The 20,670-nt window shown below is 70.9% G+C and carries 16 protein-coding genes; 9 read left to right on the top strand and 7 right to left on the bottom strand.

The window, feature by feature from the left end:
- From ABD810_RS40120 to mtnB, 8 genes are all read left to right on the top strand, one after another.
- On the top strand, positions 1 to 1,099 hold a 1,099-nt coding region (locus tag ABD810_RS40120), incomplete at its 5' end, for an ATP-binding cassette domain-containing protein (protein ID WP_344953505.1).
- Positions 1,096 to 2,247, top strand: a complete 1,152-nt coding sequence (locus ABD810_RS40125) for an ABC transporter permease (protein ID WP_344953508.1) — start codon at positions 1,096 to 1,098, stop codon at positions 2,245 to 2,247. The genes ABD810_RS40120 and ABD810_RS40125, both read left to right, overlap by 4 nt.
- A complete protein-coding gene (locus ABD810_RS40130; RefSeq protein ID WP_344953513.1) occupies positions 2,244 to 3,191 on the top strand; it encodes an ABC transporter permease in 948 nt (315 codons plus the stop codon). Before ABD810_RS40125 ends, ABD810_RS40130 begins: the two co-directional genes overlap by 4 nt.
- Complete coding sequence (locus ABD810_RS40135; protein ID WP_344953516.1) at positions 3,188 to 4,267, top strand: translation initiation factor eIF-2B alpha/beta/delta subunit family protein; 1,080 nt, start codon at positions 3,188 to 3,190, stop codon at positions 4,265 to 4,267. Before ABD810_RS40130 ends, ABD810_RS40135 begins: the two co-directional genes overlap by 4 nt.
- The gene (locus tag ABD810_RS40140; protein WP_344953519.1) at positions 4,264 to 5,223 is read left to right on the top strand and encodes a nucleoside hydrolase; all 960 of its coding nucleotides are present in this window, start codon (positions 4,264 to 4,266) and stop codon (positions 5,221 to 5,223) included. The genes ABD810_RS40135 and ABD810_RS40140 overlap by 4 nt, the downstream gene beginning before the upstream one ends.
- Positions 5,220 to 6,479 carry an S-methyl-5-thioribose kinase gene (gene mtnK, locus ABD810_RS40145; protein WP_344953521.1) on the top strand — a complete coding sequence of 420 codons (1,260 nt, stop codon included), beginning with the start codon at positions 5,220 to 5,222 and terminating at the stop codon, positions 6,477 to 6,479. Before ABD810_RS40140 ends, mtnK (ABD810_RS40145) begins: the two co-directional genes overlap by 4 nt.
- A 5-nt stretch (positions 6,480 to 6,484) precedes the next feature.
- Positions 6,485 to 7,198 carry an acireductone synthase gene (gene mtnC / locus ABD810_RS40150; protein ID WP_344953524.1) on the top strand — a complete coding sequence of 238 codons (714 nt, stop codon included), beginning with the start codon at positions 6,485 to 6,487 and terminating at the stop codon, positions 7,196 to 7,198.
- Positions 7,198 to 7,818 (top strand): methylthioribulose 1-phosphate dehydratase, encoded by a 621-nt coding sequence (gene mtnB, locus ABD810_RS40155; RefSeq protein WP_344953527.1) that lies wholly within the window; start codon positions 7,198 to 7,200, stop codon positions 7,816 to 7,818. The genes mtnC and mtnB overlap by 1 nt, the downstream gene beginning before the upstream one ends.
- A gap of 19 nt (positions 7,819 to 7,837) precedes the next feature.
- Here mtnB and ABD810_RS40160 read toward each other — a convergent pair whose 3' ends face one another.
- The 5 genes from ABD810_RS40160 to ABD810_RS40180 form a co-directional block, all read right to left on the bottom strand.
- The gene (locus ABD810_RS40160) at positions 7,838 to 8,071 is read right to left on the bottom strand and encodes a hypothetical protein (protein WP_344953529.1); all 234 of its coding nucleotides are present in this window, start codon (positions 8,069 to 8,071) and stop codon (positions 7,838 to 7,840) included.
- Positions 8,072 to 8,304: 233 nt separating this feature from the next.
- Positions 8,305 to 9,558: an S-methyl-5-thioribose kinase gene (gene mtnK / locus ABD810_RS40165; RefSeq protein ID WP_344953531.1), complete on the bottom strand. Its 1,254-nt coding sequence runs from the start codon at positions 9,556 to 9,558 to the stop codon at positions 8,305 to 8,307.
- A complete protein-coding gene (locus ABD810_RS40170; protein ID WP_344953534.1) occupies positions 9,555 to 10,586 on the bottom strand; it encodes an ABC transporter permease in 1,032 nt (343 codons plus the stop codon). The genes mtnK (ABD810_RS40165) and ABD810_RS40170 overlap by 4 nt, the downstream gene beginning before the upstream one ends.
- Positions 10,583 to 12,091, bottom strand: a complete 1,509-nt coding sequence (locus ABD810_RS40175) for a sugar ABC transporter ATP-binding protein (protein ID WP_344953537.1) — start codon at positions 12,089 to 12,091, stop codon at positions 10,583 to 10,585. The genes ABD810_RS40170 and ABD810_RS40175 overlap by 4 nt, the downstream gene beginning before the upstream one ends.
- Before the next feature lie 10 nt (positions 12,092 to 12,101).
- Positions 12,102 to 13,202 carry a substrate-binding domain-containing protein gene (locus ABD810_RS40180; RefSeq protein ID WP_344953540.1) on the bottom strand — a complete coding sequence of 367 codons (1,101 nt, stop codon included), beginning with the start codon at positions 13,200 to 13,202 and terminating at the stop codon, positions 12,102 to 12,104.
- A gap of 303 nt (positions 13,203 to 13,505) precedes the next feature.
- On the opposite strand from ABD810_RS40180, the gene ABD810_RS40185 reads away from it, so the two are divergent.
- On the top strand, positions 13,506 to 14,099 hold the full coding sequence (locus tag ABD810_RS40185) for a 1,2-dihydroxy-3-keto-5-methylthiopentene dioxygenase (protein WP_344953543.1): 594 nt from the start codon (positions 13,506 to 13,508) through the stop codon (positions 14,097 to 14,099).
- 537 nt (positions 14,100 to 14,636) lie between these two features.
- Here the strand turns inward: ABD810_RS40185 and ABD810_RS40190 are convergent.
- Positions 14,637 to 15,608 carry an ankyrin repeat domain-containing protein gene (locus ABD810_RS40190; RefSeq protein ID WP_344953546.1) on the bottom strand — a complete coding sequence of 324 codons (972 nt, stop codon included), beginning with the start codon at positions 15,606 to 15,608 and terminating at the stop codon, positions 14,637 to 14,639.
- A gap of 109 nt (positions 15,609 to 15,717) precedes the next feature.
- Positions 15,718 to 20,637, bottom strand: a complete 4,920-nt coding sequence (locus ABD810_RS40195) for an Ig-like domain-containing protein (RefSeq protein ID WP_344953549.1) — start codon at positions 20,635 to 20,637, stop codon at positions 15,718 to 15,720.
- Between the last annotated feature and the right edge of the window lie 33 nt (positions 20,638 to 20,670).

Consider the following 20,670-nt stretch of genomic DNA (forward strand, 5'->3'; position numbering starts at 1 on the left):
CCCGACGGGAACCCTCCCGGCCGGAACGGTCCCGACGGGAACCCTCCCGGCCGGAACGGTCCCGACGGAAACCGTCCCGGCCGGGGCGATCTTGACGGGAACCGTCCCGGCCGGAACCGCCTCCGCCGGGACCGCCCCGGAGCAGGGCACCCGGCCCACGCCTCCCGCGCCGTCCCCCGAGCCCACCGCCGCACCGGCGACGGGATACGCGCTGGAGGCACGTGATCTGACCGTGCGCGACGGCGACGGGGTGGCGCGCCTGTCCGGGGTGTCCTTCGGCGTCCGGCCGGGTGAGATCGTGGGCGTCGCCGGAGTGGCGGGCAGCGGCCAGCGCGAGATGGTGGACGCGGTGACGGGCCTGCGGGTGGCGGACTCGGGCGCCGTCCACCTGCTCGGCACCGGCCTCGCCGGCGCCACGGTACGGCGACGCCGCGACCTCGGCATCGCCTACGTACCCGAGGACCGGCACGGGCGCGCGACCGCGGCGAGCATGTCCGTCGCCGAGAACCTCATCATGGGCGACCAGCGGCACGCGGACCTGCGCGGCAGGCTCGGACGTCTCGCCCCGGCGGTGGTCGAGGAGCGTGCCCGCGCGCTGACCGAACGGTTCTCCGTACGGACCGCCTCCGTGCGGACCCCCATCTCCGCGCTTTCCGGGGGCAACGCGCAGAAGACCGTGCTGGCCCGCGAGCTGTCCCGGCGCACCCCGGTGATCGTCGTCGAGGAGCCCACCCAGGGGGTCGACGTGGGCGCGCAGGAGTACATCCACTCCCTGCTCATCGAGGCCCGTGACCGGGGACAGGCGGTGCTGCTGGTGTCCAGCGAGCTGAGCGAGCTCCGCGCCCTGGCGGACCGCGTCCTGGTGGTCTACGCCGGGCGCGTGGTCGCCGAGTTCCCTCGTGAGCGCGCCACCGAGGAGGCCCTCGGCGCCGCCATGACCGGCTCCCCGCCCACCGTGACCGATCCTCCGCCCACCATGACGGGCTCTACGGCCGCCATGACCGGCTCTCCCCCCGCCGCGCCCGCGCCGGAGGGCGGCACGGCGTCCGGCGGGGCGACGGACGAGCGGGACGACCGGGCGGACGGAGATGCCCCATGACGCACGACCGCCGGCCGCAGGCCGTGGCCCGCTCCGTGCTGGTGCCCGCCATAACGTCCCCCGCCACGCTCGCCGTCGCCGGGGCACTGGTCCTGACCACGCTGGTCATGGCCGTCGTCGGCGTCGACCCTGCGCAGGCCTACCCCGCGCTGCTCAGAGGCGCCCTCGCCGACGGCAACCTGGAGTACACCATCGGGACCTTCGTCCCGACGCTGGGCATGGCGCTGGCGTTCGCGATCCCCTTCCGCACCGGCGAGTTCAACCTCGGCGGCGACGGCCAGATGGCGCTGGGCGCGGTGGCGGCCGCGGCGCTCGCCCTGGCCGTCCCCCTGCCGCCGGGCGTCGCCATCGTGGCGCCGCTGGCGCTGGCCGCACTGACCGGCGCCCTGGTGGCCGGGGTGTCCGCCCCCCTGCACACCCGGCTCGGCATCCCCGCCATCGTGACCACGCTCCTGCTCAGCACCCCGGCGGTGGCGCTCGCGTCGTACCTGGTGCGGTTCCCGCTCGCCGAGCCGAACACCGGGATAGCTCAGACGCCCATCCTGCCCGGCGCGGCCCACCTCCCCGCGATCGGCGACAGCGGGTACGTCACGATCGCCCTGCCGCTCATCCTGGCGCTGACCGTGGCCTGGCTGTACATCGACGGCGGCACGGTTCTCGGGTACGAGGGGCGGGCGACCGGGGCCAACCGCGAGTTCGCCCGGTACGGCGGGGTCCACGTCGACCGGCTGGCGATCGGGACCCTCGCCGGTGGCGGCGCGTTCGCCGGGCTGGTCGGCGGCCTCATCGTGCTGAGCCCGCCGTTCCGGTTCGTCGACGGCGCTCTCACCTCCCCCGGCTACACCTTCACCGGCGTGGCGGCGGTGCTGCTGGCGGCCGGACGCCCCGCGGGGGTGCCGTTAACGGTCGCGCTCATGACGATCCTGCAGGTGGGAGGCCAGGGCATGGAACGTGACGCCGGAGTGCCGAGCCAGCTCACCCAGGTCATCCAAGGGCTGATCATCGTGATCGTGGCGGTGATGGCGACGCTGCGTCACCGGCCCGGCGGCCGGTGGCGCCTGCCCGGCGGCCGCGCGCTCGCGGGCCGGAAGACGGCGGACCCGCACGCTGTTGCGGGAACCGAGACCGGGACCGAGGTGAAGGCGTGAACATCTTCGAGGTGACCTTCGTCGCGGCCGTGCTCACCGCCACGACGCCCGTCGTCCTCGCCGCCCTCGGCGGGATGCTGTGCTCGGTCTCCGGCGTGTTCAACATGGCCCTGGAGGGCCAGATGCTCTGGGGAGCCTTCACCGCCGTGGTCTTCAGCCACCTGACGGGCGACGTGTGGCTCGGGGTGCTCGGCGCGGTGACCTGCACCGTGCTGTACGCGGCGATCCTGTCGTTCTCGGCGGTGAGCGCGCGGGCCGATCCGGTGGTGATCGCCGTCGGCACGAACCTGCTCGCGCTGGGGCTCACCGCGTTCCTGATGCGGCTGGTCTTCGGCTCCGGCGGGACCTACTCCTCACCCGACCTGCGCGGCCTTCCCACCCTCGCCGGCCTCGGCCTCGGCGAGGTCCCCCTCGCCGGGCCGATTCTCGGGCCGCAGTCGCCGCTGGTGCCGCTCACGCTGGTCCTGGTCGTGGCGGTGGCGTGGTGGCTCAGCCGGACGCGGTCCGGGCTGCGCCTGAACGGCATCGGGCAGCACCAGGAGGCGGCCGAGTCGCTCGGGCTCAAGGTCGGCGCCTACCGGCACGCGGCCGTGCTGGGCGCCGGGGCGCTCTGCGGGCTGGCCGGGGCCCAGTTGGCCCTCGGCAACGTGACCCTGTTCAGTGAGGGGATGAGCGCCGGGCGCGGATGGGTCGCCGTCGTCGCCGTGATGCTCGGGCGGAACCGGGTGTACGGGGTCGTCGCCGCGTGCCTGCTGTTCGGCGTCGCCGAGGCCTACGGCTTCCGGCTGCAGGGCGCCGGGCTGCCGCAGCAGGCCGCCGACGCCGCTCCGTACGTCATCACGCTGATCGCGCTGGTCCTCGTCCAGCTACGGCGGCGCCGCCGGCGGGCCAGGCCCGGCGGCCTGGAATCCGACACAGTCCACGCGGAAGGAGCGGCCCGATGAGCGGCGACAGGAACGTGCCGGCACTGGCGGACTCGGTGCGGACGACCGCGGACGGGGTGGAGATCCTCGACCGCCGCGTCTATCCGTTCGAGCGCCGGTGGGTGCACTGCGCCACGATGGAGGACGTCGCGGTCGCCATCGAGCGGATGGTCACGCAGAGTTCCGGGCCGCTGTTCGCCACGACCGCCGGCATGATCCTCGCCTCCCGCGAGGCGAGAGGCGCCGGGCCGGGAGCCGCCGCCGACCGCCTGCGGGCCGCCGGCCACAGGCTGATCGCCACCCGGCCGACCAACAACCACATCCGCGACGCCGTGCACGCGATCCTTGCGGCCACCGTCGACGGCCCGCTCGCCGGCGCCTCCGGGGACGACCTGGTGGCGGCCGTGGAGAAGGCGGCCGCCGAGCACGACGAGGGCTACCGGGCGGGAAGCCGGGCCCTCGGCCGGTACGCCGCGGAGCTGCTGCCGGACGACGCGCGCGTGCTCACCCACTGCTGGGGCGACGCCTACCTCATCGGGGCCGTCCAGGCCGCCGAGGAGATGGGCAAGCGGCTCGAATTCGTGTGCACCGAGACCCGGCCCTACCTGCAGGGGGCCAGGCTCACCGCCGCGACGCTGGTGGAGATGGGTTACCGGCCCACCGTGATCACCGACGGCATGGTGCCGGCCGCGCTGGCGGACGGGCTGGCGGACGTGGCGATGGTCGCCTCCGACCGCGTCACCATGGACGGCCATGTGGTCAACAAGGTGGGCACGCTCGCGGTCGCGCTGGCCGCGCGAGCGTTCGGCGTGCCGTTCTACGTGCTCTCCCACGCCCCCGACCCGCTCTCGCCCGGTATCGAGGACGTCGAGATCGAGCACCGCGACGGCGAGGAGGTCCTGCATGTGCTCGGCACGCGCACCGCGGCCGAGGGCACGCGAGGCTACTACCCGGCGTTCGACGCCACCCCGCCCCATCTGGTGACCCGCATCGTGACCCGGCACGGCGCCTTCGAGCCCGCCCGCGTGGCCGATCACTTCACCTCCACCGCCACGACCGGCACCGGCTTCCACCACGAGGAGAACCCCGCACGATGAGCACCACCCGCCGCGTCGTCGTCGACACCGACACCGGGATCGACGACGCCCACACACTCCTCTACCTGGCCGGACGCCCGGACGCGGAGATCGTCGCCATCACCTCGGTGTTCGGGAACTGCGTGGAGGAGGACGCGGTCCGCAACATCGGGTACGTCAACCGGCTGCTCGGGCTCTCGGTGCCCGTGGCGCGCGGTGCGGCCGAGCCGCTGTCCGGCACCGCGCACATCGCCCGCCACGTGCACGGCAAGGACGGCCTGGGTGATCGCGGGTACGACCGTCCCATGCCCGCCGTGGTCGGCGAGACGGCCGCCGAACTGCTCGTGCGGCTGGCGAACGAGCAACCGGGCGAGCTCGATCTGCTGGCGCTGGGGCCGCTGACCAACCTGGGTCTGGCGCTGCGGCTCGATCCGGCGCTCTTTACAAAGTATCGTTCGGTCGTGCTGATGGGCGGCTCCGGGCCCTACGCCCATCCCGGCAGGCTGCTCATGATCGACGCCAACGTGAACAACGACCCGGTTGCGGCCCGGGCGGTGTTCTCCGCGCCGCGCAACGAGCTGGTCATGGTGGGGGTGAACGTCACCGCCGTGACGATCCTGTCGGAACCCGCCATCGCGGCCCTGCGCGCGACCGGCACCCCGATCGCACGGTTCGCCACCGAGATCCTCGATTCCTACCTGGACTTCTACCAGAAGGAATGGGGCCGCAGGATCATCCCGCTGCACGACCCGCTGGCCGCGGGCATCCTGCTCGACCCGGGCTTCGCCACCGGCGCCGCGCTCGGGCCGGTCAACGTCGTCGGCGACGGCTTCCTGTGGCGGGCCCGGCTGATGCGGACCGTCGAAGGGCTGCCGCCGTCCTTCCCGTACGAGCCGGCGCCGGACACGCGAGTGATCACCGAGGTCGACTCGGCCCGCTTCGTCAACGACTTCGTCGCGACCCTGACCCGGTCATGAGCCGCGACCTCTCCGGCGGGCCCGGCGCGCCTTCCGGGCCGGAAGGGCCGCAGGGCCGGTCGGGCGGCTACCCGGCCTATCCGCTGCTGTCACCCGAGGACGTTCCCGCGTACCTGGAGTCGCGCGGGCTGCTGCACCTGCTCGGCGGCCCCGCCGGGGCGCCGCTGTCGGTACGCGAGGTCAGCGACGGCAACCTGAACCGGATCTTCCTGGTCCGCCGCGATCCCGGCGTGCCCGGCCTCGCGGTCAAGCAGGCGCTGCCCTGGGTCCGGGTCCACGGGGAGTCCTGGCCGCTGACGCCGTACCGCGCGGCGGCCGAGGCCCGCGCCTACGAGCATCTGGCCAGGGTCGCGCCCGAGTTCGTCCCCGCCTACCACGGGTACGACCCGGCGGCCTTCACCCTGGTGATGGAGGATCTCGGCCGGCTCGACGTCCTGCGCACCGCCTCCATCGAGGGCCGCTCCCCCGGTGACACCGGCCGGCACATCGGCGTCTTCGTCGCCCGCCTGGCCTTCGCGACCTCCGACTTCGGCATGGGCTCCGCCGGCCGCAAGAAGCTGATCGCCGACTCGGTCAACCCGGAGCTGTGCGAGCTGACCGAGGACGTCGTCCTCAGCGAGCCCTACCTCGAGCACGAGCACAACCACCACGACCCCGGCATCGACGCCCTGGCCCGCGAGGTGCGCGCCGATCCCGAGGTGCGCCGCGAGGCGGCCCGGCTCAAGCACCTGTTCATGACCAAGGCCGAGGCGCTGCTGCACGGGGATCTGCATTCGGGCAGCGTCATGGTCGGGGACGGGCGGGTGGCGGTCATCGACCCGGAGTTCTCCTTCGTCGGGCCGGTGGGCTTCGACCTCGGGCTGTTCTGGGCGAACGCGCTGATCGCGGCCGTACGCGCCGACGTCCTCGGCTCGGCCGCCCTGGCGGAGGAGCACCTGGCACAGGTGGCGGAGAGCTGGGAGGGGTTCACCGGCGAGTTCCGGCGGCTGTGGCCCTCGCGGGTGGACGCCTTCTTCGACGACGCCTACCTCGGGGAGTTCCTCCTGGGCGTGTGGCAGGACGGCCTCGGCTTCGCCGGGAGCGAGGCCATGCGCCGCGCCATCGGCTACGCGCACGCCGCCGACCTCGAGACCCTGCCCGAGCCCAGGCGCGCGGCCGCCGCCGCACGTGTCGTGCGGCTCGCACGAGAGTTGATCACGCGGCGTGCCGGGTACGACGGACCGGACGCCCTGAGCAAGCTGATCGGAGAGAGGTGACGGACATGGCCGAGACGAAGCCCGCATGGATCGTTCTGGACATCGAGGGGACCACGAGCTCGACGAGCTCGGTGCACGTGGGGCTGTACGACTACGCGCGGCCCCGGCTCGCGGTGTGGATCGACACCCATCCCGACGATCCCGAAGTGCAGGACGCGGTCGCCCAGACGCGCGCGGAGGCCGGGCTGCCGGAGAGCGCCTCCACCGACGAGGTGGTCCAGGTGCTGCACGACTGGATGGACGGTGACGTCAAGGCCACGCCGCTGAAGTCCCTCCAGGGGCAGATCTGGGCCGCCGGGTTCGCCGAGGGCGATCTGATCGCCCACTTCTTCCCCGACGTCCCGCCCGCGCTGCGCTCCTGGCACTCCGGCGGGGTGCGGCTCGCGGTGTTCTCCTCCGGGTCGGTCAAGAGCCAGCAACCCTGGTTCCGCCACAGCGACGCCGGTGACCTCGCCATCCTCATCGAGCAGTACTTCGACACGGTCAACGCCGGTCCCAAGCGCGAGGCCGTCTCCTACCACCGGATCGCCGGGGCGCTGGGCTGCGCCGGCGACCGGCTGCTGTTCCTGTCCGACGTCCCGGCCGAGCTCGACGCCGCCTCCCAGGCGGGCTGGGGCACGACCGGCGTGCGACGGCCGGGCGAGCCCAGCCAGAACGCCGACTTCGGCGCCCATCCCACCGTCGCGTCCTTCGACGAACTGACCTTCAAGGAGTCCTGATGACCCAGCTCACCCCGGCCCGAGTGCTGGAGGCCGGTGGCAGGCTGGCCACGGAGTCGGCCCGGTTCGCCTCCTACGGCTGGATGCGCGGCACCTCCGGCAACCTCTCCGAAGTCGTGACCCGCGACCCGCTGCGCCTCGCCGTGACCGCGAGCGGGCTGGACAAGGGTGAGCTCACCCCCGCCGACGTCGCCGTGGTGGACCCCAAGGGCGAGCCGGTCACCGTCGAGGGCGTGGCACCGCTCCGGCCCTCCGCCGAGGCGGGGCTGCACGCCCGCGTGGCCGCGGTGACCGGAGCCGACGCCGTCGTGCACGTCCACGCGCTGAACTCGGTCCTGGCGGGTCACCGCTGGCCGGGGGGCGTCCACCTGCGCGACATCGAGACCCTCAAGGGCATCGGGCGCCTGGCCCACGACGACGAGGTCGTCTTCCCGGTGATCTCCAACAGCCAGGACATGGGCGAGCTGGGCGACCGGTTCGAGGCCGCCTACGACCCCCGGACCCCGGCGGTCATCGTCGCCAACCATGGCCTCTACACCTGGGGCACCGACCTGGTACACGCCCGCCACGTCACCGAGTGCGTGGAATGGCTACTCGCCTACGCTCTGGCCACGGCCTGATCAGGCCGAAGGCGCGTCCCTAGCCGGCCGTGGCGGTGAGGCGGCCGAACAGGTCGAGTGCGGCGCCGCGGACGTCGGCCGGGGTGACGCCGTCGAGGACCGCCCGGGCCTCGGGAAGGTCACGGGTGGTGGCGCAGGTGATGGCGACCGACGTGGCGGCGGCGTGGCTGAGAGATCCGGCCGGCGAGCCGTCCGCGATCTCCCGTGCGGTGGCGGCGAGATCGAGGTTGTCCAATTTCGGTGTGGTGCTCAAGGGCTTCTCCTCGCGGTAGCGGATCGGGCGTCTCGTGGTACTCCGGCCCTGGTAGGCACCGAGAGTGGCAAATCGTGCATCAGTCTGGCAACAGCTCAACACGTATGGAAGCCATCCTGCTCCTTGCGGCCCGCTCGTGCCACTCGCCGTCGCCTGGCGGCGCATTTTTGCGATAAGTCCGGGCCGGTGACCTCCCCTACCCGGCCGCCGGCCCCGGCGCGGGACGCCCGATGTCACCGGCCCGTCGCGCCCGCGAGCACGCCGCCCACGCGGTCGAACAGGGCGGCGACCCCGGAGGGCCGCGCCACCGCGGACGGGCCCTCCAGCAGCAGCAGCCGCGCGGCCGTCAGGACCCCGCGGGCGGCGCCGGCGCGCAGGTCCTCGGGCAGGGTCTCCATGTCGGAGACCTTGGCGAAGCCGATGATCCGGCGGGCCGCCTTGGCGCCGGCCGCCGCCACCGCGTCCCCGCGCACCTTGGCCAGGAACCGCTCGAGCACCGCGTCGCCGGACACCCGCGGATCGGCGCGCCCGGGCCACAGCTCCCTGAACTGCGTGTCGAACGCCCGCCAGGTCGCGTCCGCCTGCGCGAGCACCCAGGTGGCGTGCGTCTCGTCGCCCAGCGCCAGCGCCCGGGCCGCCGCCAGGGCGTAGTTGGCCCACAGCGCGCCCACGTCGAACCCGACCGGCCCGTAGAAGGCGAATTCGCTGTCGAACGCCCTGGTCGAGCGTGGCGTGCCCGGTTCCTCGGCCCGCACCAGCACCGAGCCGGTGTGCAGGTCGCCGTGGATGAGCGCCTCGGCGTGGGTCATGAACGTCAGCTTGGCGGCGCCGACCGCGGCGAGCACGTCCGGATCGCCGGCGTAGGCGGCCACGTCGGGCTCGTTCGCCGCCGGCACCCGGTTGTGCTCGTGCCGGATGTAGGGCTCGGTGAAGACCAGGTCCTCGGTGATCCGGCAGAGCTGGGCGTTCACCGAGGACGCGAGCGCGGCCTTCTGCTCCAGCGCGTCGAGCCCGAACACCGAGGTCCCGAAGGCCGCCCGCGCCACGTACCGGCCGAGGTCGGCCGCCGCGCCCTCGTGCCGCGCTCCCTCGTTGAGCGCGCCGCGCCACACCCGGTGGTCCGACAGGTCCTCGATGGCGATGACGTGCCGCCCGGGGTCCTCGTCGTAGATCGCGGGAACGTACGCCCCGGCCACGGCGCCGTGGGCGCGGAGTGCCCGCGCCTCGAACCCGTTGCGGTCGGGCGTCATGGGCCAGCTCGGGTCCGTCCTGACGTACGGGAGTGACTGCTTGAGCACCAGGCCCGGCACGCCCGCGGCCTCGACGACGAAGACCAGGTTCAGGTTGCCGTCCCCCACCTCCCGCACCCCGGTGACGAGCGCCGGGTCGAGCCGGCTCGCCAGGGCGGGCCGTCCGGCGAGGTAGGCGGGCACGGTCGCGGCCGTCAGCAGCTCGTACGGCCGCCCGGCGCCGGTCGCGGTGGTCATCGTCGTCTCCCTGGGGTCAGCGTGTAGCTCATGACGAGCGAGCCCACCAGCAGCGCGCCCTGCACGAAGGTCTGCGTGTAGTAGGGGGCGTTCAGCATGGTCAGGCCGCTGATCATGACGCCGACGAACACCGCGCCGACCAGGGTGCCGAGCGCGTTGGGCCGGTTGGCGCCCAGCACGGCGAACCCGATGAGGGCCGCCGCGACCGATTGCAGCAGGTAGGGGTCGCCCGCGCCCACGTCGCCCCGGCCGAGCCTGGCCGACAGCAGGATGCCGCCGACCGCGGCGCACAGACCGGACACCGCGTAGGCCAGGGCGCGGTAGCGGTCGACGCGGATGCCCGCCAGGCGCGAGGCCCGGGGGTTGCCGCCGATGGCGTACAGCGCGCGGCCCCAGCGGGTGTGGCCGAGGAACACGTACGCCGCGGCGGCCAGCACGAGCATCACGATGACGGGCACGGGAACCGACGCGATGGTGCCGGCGCCGAGCCACACGAACCCGCTGGTGAACCTGCCCGGGGCGGTCACGCCGTCGGCCGTCATGCCCGCGGACACCGACTGGCCGGAGGTGATGATGAGCGCCAGCCCCTGGAACAGGAACATGGTGCCGAGCGTGGCGACCAGGTCGGGGACCTTGGCCACCACGATGAGCAGCACGTTCACCCCGGCCACCAGGAGCCCGGCCAGCAGCCCGGCCACGATGGCGGTGGCGCCGGTGAGGTTGAAGCGGACCATCGCCGAGGCGGTGACCATGACGACGAAGCCGACGTTGGCCCCTGCCGACAGGTCGAACCCCCCGGCCGCCATGGAGACGGTCACGCCGAGCGCGACCACCGCGACGATCGCGACGGACTGCAGGACGATCAGGGCGTTGCCGAACGTGCCGAACGCGGGCCGGGCGAGGGAGAAGACGACGACCATCACGGCGAGGACGGCCAGCAGCCCGTACCGGTAGCCGATGGAGGCCGCCCGGTCGAGCGCCGCCACCGGCGCCGCCTCCCCGGCCGGGGACTTGGCCGTGGCGGTCATCGGCCCTCACCGGCCATGAGCGCGGCGAGCCGTTCGGCCGTGACCTCGCCGGTCCGCAGCTCTCCGGTCACGGTTCCCTCGTACAGGACCAGGACGCGGTCGGCCACCTGCAGCACCTCCTGGGGATCGGACGACGCGACCACCACGCCCGTCGTAGCGGAGATCTCGCGGAGCACGCGGGAGATGTCGGCCCGCGCGCCCACGTCCACGCCGCGGAACGGCTCGTCGAGCAGCATCAGGCGGAACTCCTCCTCCATCCAGCGGCCGACGACGACCTTCTGCTGGTTGCCCCCGGACAGGGCCTCGATACCGGCGTCGGGGCCGGGCCCGCGCACGCCGAAGCGTTCGATGACGCGCCGGGCCGAGGCGGTCTCGGCCGTTCGCGACAGCAGCCCCGACCGGCTGTGCGCGCGCAGCCGGGGAAGCGTGACGTGCGCCCGCACCGACCAGCCCGGCAGCGTGGCCTGTGCCGCGCGCTCCTCGGCGACGAACCCGACACCCGCCTTGATCGCCGCGCGCGGATCACGGGGACGGTAGGGCGAGCCGGCCAGCCTCAGCGCGCCGGACACCAGGGGCCGCTCACCGTAGATCTGTTCCAGAAGCTCGGTCTTGCCCGATCCGATCAGCCCGGTGACCCCGAGGACCTCGCCGGGCGACACCCGCAGGTCGAACGGCTCGGCACCGGGCCGCGTCCGTATCCCCTCGGCGGTCAGGATCGGGCCGGCGCCGTCCACCGGTCTCGCCCGGTGCGCCATCGCGGCGATCTCGTCGCCGAGCATGGCCCTCACCAGGCTCCGGCCGTCCACCGGCGTGGTGAAGACCTGCTGGATCGTGCCGTCGCGCAACACGGCGACCCGGTCGCACAGGTCCTGGATCTCGCTGAGCCGGTGGGAGACGAAGAGCACGGCGACCCCGCCCACCGCCATCCGCCGTACGGCCGCGAGCAGGGCGCCGGATTCGGTGGCGGACAGCGTGGAGGTGGGCTCGTCGAGGATGAGCAGGCGCGGGCTCCTGGACAGCGCCCGGGCGATGACGATCTGCTGGCGGGCGCTGGCCGGGAGCGTCTCGACGGGGGCGTCGAGCGGGACGCTGAGCCGCGCCGCCTCGGCGACGCCCCGGGCCGCCTCCCGTGTACGCGCCCGCGTGGTGAACCAGCCGGCGCCCCGGCGGGCCAGGGAGTCCAGCGTGAGGTTCTCGGCGACGGTGGTGCCGAACACCACGCCGTCGTCGATGTTCTGGTGCACCGTCTGCACGCCCGCGTCCTGGGCGTCCAGGGGCCCCGACAGCTCCACGGCGCGCCCGCGCATGCGGATCCCCCCCGACGTCGGCCGGGTCACGCCGGACAGCACGTTGATCAGCGTGGACTTCCCCGCGCCGTTGGTGCCGATGAGGCCGAAGATCTCGCCCGCCCGCAGCTCCAGCGAGACGTCGCGCAGCGCCCGCGTGGCGCCGTACCGCTTGGACACGCCGGAGACCGACACCACCGGTTCGGTGGCCTGGATCACGACGGCCCCGTCAGCCGGCGGACGGCGCGGCCCACGGCACCCGCGCCACGTCGGGTGTGGACAGGTCCGGGTTCGCCTGGACGAGCTGCTGGACGTTGGTGATGCCGCCCTGGCGCAACCGCTCCTGCGTGACCAGCGCCGGCGGCACCTTCAGCGCGTGGTCGACCTGCTCGCCCGCGACCAGCAGCGCGGCGGCCCGAACGGCGATGCGGCCCACGTTGGAGGGGTCGGTGGCCGCGGTGGCGACCCACGGGCTGCCCGCCTCGGTCATCACGCCGATGTCGGCGGTCGAGATGTCCGCCCCGTAGATCTTGATCTTGCTCTGCAGACCCAGCTCCTTGACCGCCAGGGCGGCGCCCTTGGCGAACTCGTCGTAGGGCGCGAAGATCGCCGTGATGTCGGGGTTGGCCTGGAGGGCGGCCTTGGCCTGGTCGGCGACCGCGGCGGCGGTCGAGCTGTTGACCACGCCGATCTGCGCGGCCTGCGTGATGCCGGGGTTGTCCTTCTTGAACTGGGTCCAGGTCTCGTTGCGCCGGTCGAGCGGGGCGAAGCCCGCGACGTACACGTAGAGGACCTTGGCCGTGCTGCCGGTGTCCTTCTTCAGCGCGCTCAGCGCCTGCTCGGCGATCTGGTGGTCGTCCTGGTCGATGGTGACGGCCTCGGTTGTGCCGGGGTCGACGTCGAAGGCGACCACGGGGATGTCGGCGTCGACGGCCTTCTTGATCGCCGGCTGGATCGTCTGGGCGAAGCCGTGGTCGACGATGACGGCGGAGGCCTTCTGGTTGATCGCCTGCTGCAGGTTGAGCGCCTGCTTGTCGTTGTTGCCCTCCCCGCTGGACACCTCCAGGGTGACGCCGACCGCCTTGGCCTCGGCCTGCGCCCCGGCCAGCCACTGCTCGAAGTAGTCACCGGAGGACAGCTGTCTTACCAGGGAGATGCGCACCTCGCCCTTGGCGAACGCGGAAGGCGTGGGCGCGGCGGCCGGAGCGGTGGCGGCCGGGGTCGCCGGCGCCGCGCTCGACGCGGCAGGGGCCGGGGATCCTTGCGAGCAGCCCGCGAGGAGCACGGTCGCGAAGGTCACGAGGCCCAGGATGGAGGGTGTGGAACGCAAGATGATCACGTCATTCGTATGAGAGCCGGAGGCGCGCGCGCTCGACGGCGGAAAGGTCGAGAGGGATGAGCTGTCGATCAGTCGGCGGCCGGTCGCGAGGGCGCGCCGGCCGTGCAGATGAGGCGGGTCACGCCGTCAACAGGATGCGCTGATCGCCCGCATGAGATCGACATGGCGGCGCGATACGAGGGGGCATCCGGAACTCACACCCGGATGCTATGCCGGACGATCAGGCATTGTCCACTTTTCATGTATAGAAAGCGTGATTTGCCGTTTCACGTCGAAGAGGCGGACAATCGGCTCATGACACAGCTTACGGTGTACACCGACGCGGAGAACCCGGAGACGCTGCTCGAGACCGAGGACGCCGAGGACATCACCGCGACGTTGAAGGAGATCGACGTCCGCCTGCGCCAGTGGGAGGTCATCGAGGCCCTGACCTCGGGCGGCTCGCAGGAGGAGATCCTCGCCGCCTACCGCGAGGAGGTGGCGCGCGTCGTCGCCGAGGAGGGGTACACCTTCGTCGACGTCGCCCAGCTCCACCCCGACGGCACCCCCGAGTGGGCCGAGAAGGCCCGCGGCGCCCGGGAGAAGTTCCTGAACGAGCACACGCACGACGACGACGAGGTCCGCTTCTTCGTCGGCGGATCGGGCATCTTCTACCTTCACGTCTCGGGCAAGGTGTACGCCGTGCTCTGCGAGCCCGGTGACCTGCTCAGCGTGCCCAAGAACACCACGCACTGGTTCGACATGGGCACCCGGCCGGACTTCACCGCGATCCGCTTCTTCCACGACGACGACGGCTGGGTCGGCGACTTCACCGGCGACCCCGTGTCCTCGCGCATCCCCGACTACGACAGCACCGTCGCCCGCCGCGCCGCGAGGCACCAGGGCTAGATCCAATGCCGGTGGGGGGTGTGGGGGCGGAGCCCCTGCCTTGGGGTTTGGGGCGGGAGCCCCAATGAGGCCGTCCGAGCGGAGCGAGGGCCGTTTCCGGCGGAGCCGCACGCATCACTTCGGGCCGCACCTCAGATCGGGTGCAGCCCGTAGTTCGATGGATCAGGCCTCGCCGATCGGGCAGGAGACGCCGGTGCCGCCGATGCCACAGTAGCCCCCGAAGCTCTCGGCACGTAATAGTGGGCTTCCGAGTGTCGCTGGGAACCCCAGTCAGGCAGCGGGAGCCCGGGGCGTCAGCCGGACCTCGACATCCGCGTTCAAGGCATGCGCCAGGCGCTCCAGAACCGGCAACATAAGAACGGTTACGCCCGCTTCGAACCGCGCCACTGACCGGCAGCGGAAGAGGTCGAGGGTGTTAAGCGTGACCTTGTCCTCGGCCTCGATCGCTGCCGCGTAGCGACACCGGAAGTCGTGGTGTAGCCGTCCAGCCAGCGCCTGCAGCGCTCATGGGATCGCCACGATTTTGATCACCCGGCGTCAGCGGTCTCGTTCCGGCAGCCGCAACCACAGGTCTGGCGGGCCAACGACGGCCCGAGCGTCAGGCAGTCGCAGCCCCGCCATGGCGCACAGATATGCCACGGCCTGGCCTTGGTAAAGGTATTCCGCGAGGATCTCGTCGGCCGTTAGGTGTCCGCCGGCGTCGCCGCCGCCGGGATTCGTATCGGAGTCCTCGATCACTCCGTCGCGGCTCACAAGCCCTTGGTCGCCGCTCTGGGGGTTGGCGAACAGGCTGTAGCAGACGGTTCCCTTGGACAGCGGCAAGGTCACTTCGGGGGTGGACGGGACGTATCCCCAGGGTTGGGTGACGACGCATCCGCCGGGGACGTCGGTGATTCCGACGATTCCCAGATGGGCGTCGGAGTCGGTCCAGGGGTCGGCCAGGACTGCCTTCATGGCGGTGTCGTCCACCGGCCGGGCTTGCAGGCGCCGCGCGGCCTCAGCCGCGGTGAGATCCGCCACGCACGCCACCCCCATGTAGTCGTCGATGTTCTCCAGCGCGGCGATCAGCCGTCGTGCCTCCGCGGCCGTCGCGGCCTCGTCGGGGGTCAGGCCGGGGTGCCCGGCGGGGATCGGGAACAGGTCGGGCGTCGGACCGGCGAGGGCGAGCCGCCCAGGGGACCATCCGGCCATCATGGGGCGCCATGGATCCGCTCCGGCGGCGACCAGGGCACGGGCGTTGTCCGGGCGGTGGGCGAACACGGCCGTCCACAGGGCGGTTCGGTCGTCGAATTCGGCATCGACGTCGGCGACGCGACGGGCCAGTTCGGTTATCGTCTCAGGCGTTCCCCATTCGGCCGCGAAGTGCAGTGGCCTTCCCTCGTAACCGCCGAAGGCATAGACGCCCGAGTCGGGATCGGCACCCGCTTCCAGCCTGGCGCGGATTGCCGCTAGATCAGCCCATCCAGGCCCGTCGACACCAGCCCACCCTGCCAGCTGAGGATCGGTCACGACGCTCCCTGGGATCGGCATTTCACGGACGGGACGATCATCCCATATCAGACCTGGCCGCCGATCCGCCTCGGCCCTCCGCCGAATGGGCGGAGGGCCGAGTTCAGGTTCAGCTCCTGGTTCTCACGTAGAACGGGTCCGCGTCGGCGAGCCTAGTCCTCGAGTAAAAGGTTCTGAGCCAGGTCCATCCGTGGTTCCTGTTCTGCACGCCATTGATGGGCTTGACCGAATAATCGTTTCCCGCTTTTCCTTGGTACGTGCTGGCGAAGGGGAACTCATCACATTGCAGGCCGGCCTGGGTGTAGTGTTGAACCCCTTTCAGCGCAGGGTTCAGCGCCCAGTAGTACAGGTCGCATTCGCCCTTCGTCAGATGGCCGTCCACCCGCCTTTCCCAGTTGAACTTCTTCCGATTCTCATCAGCGTTCGCCTTGCCCAGGAGCCGGGTCAGCGGATTCGACCCTGGGACGTCGGCGTTGCCCGGGATGTTCTTGACCTGGCGGACGTTGTTCACCAGCTTGTAGGGCCAAGTGTTCTTGTTGTCCGGTGTCTTCAGGGCTTCGGCGATATGGTCGATGACCGCATCCATCGGTTTTCCGGCCGCCGTCGCCGCGCTTTTCGACATCGTGAAGACGGGGGTGATGGTGAATATGCAGGCACCGGTGTGCACGCCATAGGTACTGTCCGCCGCCGCCCTCAGAGTGGTCGGGGGGTCCTCATCCTCTCGGCCGAGTGTGCGTTCGTCACAGCGGACGGTCGGGGCGTAGGCGTGGCTGGGGCCACTGCAGACGCGCGTGGTTCCGATGATCTTGCCTGCGTCCAGGCCCATATCGTCGAAACAGCCGGTGTTCCACAGCGGGATCGCCTGCTTGTCCCAGGTTTCGTCGACCTCGCCGTCATCGTCCCACTCGTCCAAGGTGTTGTACAGCCGGGGACGGAGCGTACAGGTGCTGAGCAAATCGCTGTCGGTATTGGAGAAGAAGCGGAAGACGGTGTCACCGCTGGCCTTGAACTTTGCGATGCTGTCACGGTACGTGTAGACGCCGTCCGCGTACTCCTGCCAGCCCTTGGCCTTCATCTCGCTGAGGACGGCGGGGGTGAGGTTGCAACTGGAGCCGCTTTCGCCCTTCGAGCTGATCACCAGGCCGATCCGGTACTCGTCGAGCTTGTCGGCCGGGATCTCTTTGCTGTCGAGGTAGGCCACGATGTTGCCCAGGCGGGTCCACAGCGAGATCGTCTGCGGCGTCACGCCGGTCCCGCCGACCACGCCCCTGCCGTCGGCATTCCCCAAGTAAGTGTGGTAGACGGTCGTGGCCTCCACCAAATACCCGTCCTCCACCACAGGCCGGACGTACTCTCCCTTCTTGATGTAGTCGCCGACGCCGATGAGCTTGCTCCAGCAGGCGTTGTATCGGCTGGACTTCTGCCAGCCGAAGCTGGCGTTCGGCTGCGGCGAACTCCGGCGCCCGGCCGAGCACGTTTCGAGGGACATGTGCTCATAGTTGAAGTCGGCGTTCTGGACGGCGGTGGCTTTCGCCTTCCCCGAGCTGCCCGCCTGGCCATCGTCGCCTAGATCGATCCTGACCGTCTGCCAGTCCGTCCACGGCGACACCGCGGCGGCCGAGGTGGCACGGGCACGCCAGCGCACCTGCCATCCGTCCTTCAGCTTCCCGTCGGGCACGTTAGTGATTCCCACGGACCCAGCGGAAACCTTTGCGGTTCCGGACCAGATTTCGCCCTCGCCCTGCGAGGGTGCGCCCGGATCGTGCTCGACTTCGACTTCGATGGTGGAGTGCCGCGTCAACCGGCCGGACACCTTGGCCATGAGCTCAGGAGTCGTGGTCGGTACGACGGTGGCGCCGTCCTCTGCCTTCAGGGAGCGGGTCCACAGCTTGTCGATGGACAACTGGGTCTTGGCCGGCGCACGCAGTTGCTGCTGCCGCGCTTCCGCCGAGCCGGCCAGGAACGTCCACCAGTAGGGCTCTTTGATCGCGTTGCCCGCGGCGTCCACGGCCTCGGTGATCTCAGCCCAGTAGTAGAAGTCCAACGGCGCGTCCGGCGTGAACGTCAGTACTGTGCCGCCGGCGCTCATCGTAACGCTGCCGGGAACCTCCTCGGCGAAGATGTCGGTCAGGACGAAGTTCACGTTGGTCACCGGCTCGCTGAAGGTGATCTTCACCTTGGCGTCGGCGGGCACGTTCTCGGCTCCGTCGGCAGGTTCCACGCTGAGGATCGTCGGCGGTGTCGTGTCCGGAGCGGGTGGAGTCGTCGTGGGGGTCGGGCCGGAAGTGCCGTCGTCGGTGTACGTCACCTTCAACGTCGGCGGATGACCCTCCGTCTCCTCGGTTTCCGATGCGTGGAAGCCACGGTCGTACTGGGGGGCGTTGGCGGATTCGTTCACGCCTCGCAGCATCAAGCCATGGTTCTGGCTCGATGCCCAGCCTCGCACGATGTCGGTGACTGGCCAGGTCCACGTGGCATCGCTCGGCGGCGAGCCGCTGGTGCATCCGCCTGGGTCCTTGGCGACGACCTCGCCGGTGCTGGTGGTCGACGGCTGATTGCCCCAACGCAGGGTCTGGGCGTTCCAGGCCGTGGTGACCTGCTGCGCCTTGATACCTGAGTTGACACCGCCACAACCGTAGGAGGCCGCGTTCCACAGCTCAAGTTTGGCGTCGGTGATAGTTTTGCCCGCCAGCGTCGAGGTGTCGAATCTCAGGTAGGTCCGCTCGATGATCCTCGGAGCGCTGCTGCCGTATGCACCCGCCCACACGGTGGGGTCATCAAGACCGATCGTCCCCTGGTCATCGAGCCAGAGGTCGGTCCGGGCCGGCAGCGAGATCGTCTTCGGAACCGATGGTGCCCGTCTCGTCGTGAAGGACCAGACGTGCGGTGCGGCCATGACGTTGCCCGCGGCGTCCTTGGCTTTGCCGGCTTCGGCGGTGTACGTCGCGCTGTGCGCCAGCGCCTGCTGCGGAGTGAAGGTCAGCACCCTGTTGGCGCTGTCCATCGTCGCGGCACCGGCGATCGCGACACCCTGGGCGTCCTTAAGAGTGATCTCCGCTTCGGACACCGCCTCGTTGAAGGTCACCCGCACAGGCGTGTCCACCGGCACATCGGCGGCGTCCTTGGCCGGATCGGTCTCGCTCACCGTCGGCGGGGTCGTGTCGGGTCCCGTTGTGGTGAAGGACCAGGAATGCGGGGACATGACGTTGTCCCACAGGTCGCTCGCGCCGCTGACGGTCGCGGTGTAAACAGTGCTGGACCTCAGCGGCTGACCGGGTGTGAAGGTGCGGGTGGCGCTGCCGTACTCCCCTGCTTCGCCGGGAGTAGCGGTCACGACGCCGCCATCGGGGTCCTTCAGGACGAGGCTCGCACCGGTTACGTCCTCGCTGAAGGTGACGGTGACGCTGGTGTCGGTCGGTACGTCGCCCGCGCCGTCAGCCGGCGTCGTCCCGATGACGGACGGCGGGGTGGAGTCACCGACGTCCGGGTTGCCAGGGGGCTCGTCACTCTCCCCCTCCAAGGGCAGCAGGTTGGGGATGGTGGTGTCGGATTCCGCGTAACGCTGGCTTTCGATCGCTCTCAGTTGTTCGGTGCTGAGGACACTGTTGTCGGGGGTGGCGAGCAGAACCTCCTCCATCGCCGTCGCCTCGTCGTAGGTGGGGAAGGACGTGAGATCTCCGCCGGTGTTGAACACCACCCTGACGCGATCCGCGGGCGTGTAGTCGATGAACAGCACCGGGCCGCGTCCGTCCGCGCCGGCGTACTGGTCGGAGCGGTATTGGCGCCAGTTGGCGCCGGCCGCACCCTCGGTGGCGGCCCGGATCATCAGCCCGTGGTCCGCCGTCCCGTCAGCCCACTGCTGCACGATGTCCTGGATCGAGTAGTACAGCTCACCGCTGCCCGAGCAGCCCGCCAGCGTGGCGCTGTAGCCGCCGGTGTTGACCACCGCGTTGGTGCCGGTGCTGGAGGGCTGATTGGCCCATGTCAAGGTGGAGTAGTCATAGGCTGAGGTGAGCCGGCGCGCGACGATTCCCACACCCACGGTGGCGCCGCACCCGTTGGCGTGGTAGTTCCACAACCGCAGGTCGGCGTCGTGGATGGTGGCGTAGTCCAGGTGGGTGCCGTTGATCACGTATCGCAGGTAGGTGCGCCACAGCTCTCCGTCGGCCGACTTTCCTGCCCGCAGCCATGTGAACAGGGTCCCCGAGTTGGGGTACTGCACGCTGGAGACGAAGGTGTCGGAGGAGTCCCCCGCGCCGATCCATTCACCGCTCATCGGCACGATCACCGGGTAGGTCACCGACGGATCCGCCAAGAAGGCCGCGTCAGGGGCCAGCACCAGCGAGGTGTTGCCGGAGGCGTCGGTGGTCACCGAGGTGTCCACCTTGCCGATCCTGCCCTGGTCGGGCGACTCGATGGCCCTGGCGTCGACGGCCTGCGCCGTCAGCGGCTTGGTCTCCGCCGCGCCCTGGGTTGACATCAGCTGTGGCTTGCCGTCGCGAGCCCTGCCGTACGCTTTGCCCTTGGGCAGGGTGACGGGCAGGCTGATCTTGATCGGGCTCTGCGGACGGGTACGCAGCACCACGTCTTGGGCGAACCCGTTCGGAAGGGCGGTGAGCACCAGGTCGGCGCCCTTGGCCACCGTATCCCGGTAAGTGATCTTGTTGTCTTCCACGGTCGGCTCGGGGAGCTTGCGGCCCCAGCCGATGGCGACGGTTCCGTCCTTGTCCTTGGCGGTGACCAGGGTTGTGTCACCCTCGCCGCCGAAGGTCAGTGGGGTCTTCACGAGCTTGGCCGTCAGCGTGCCATCAGCCTTGGCCACGATCGACGTGTCGACCGGCTGCCAAGACTTCTTGCCGTCCTCGCCGGACACTTTGAGTTGCACCGGTTCGGTGTTCAGCTCGGCGTGCAGCGTCTTGCCGTCGGTGTTGGCCCACACCTTCATGGTTTCGGTGTAATGCGAGGGTATGGCCACCCGTTCGCCGGTCTTGGCGGCTTTCGCCTTGGCCGCCACCACCTTCTCGTCCACCACAGGTTCGCCACCCTGCGGCTTCGAAGGCGC

It is taken from the genome of Sphaerisporangium flaviroseum (assembly GCF_039537005.1).
In the GTDB taxonomy this organism is placed as follows: domain Bacteria; phylum Actinomycetota; class Actinomycetes; order Streptosporangiales; family Streptosporangiaceae; genus Sphaerisporangium; species Sphaerisporangium flaviroseum.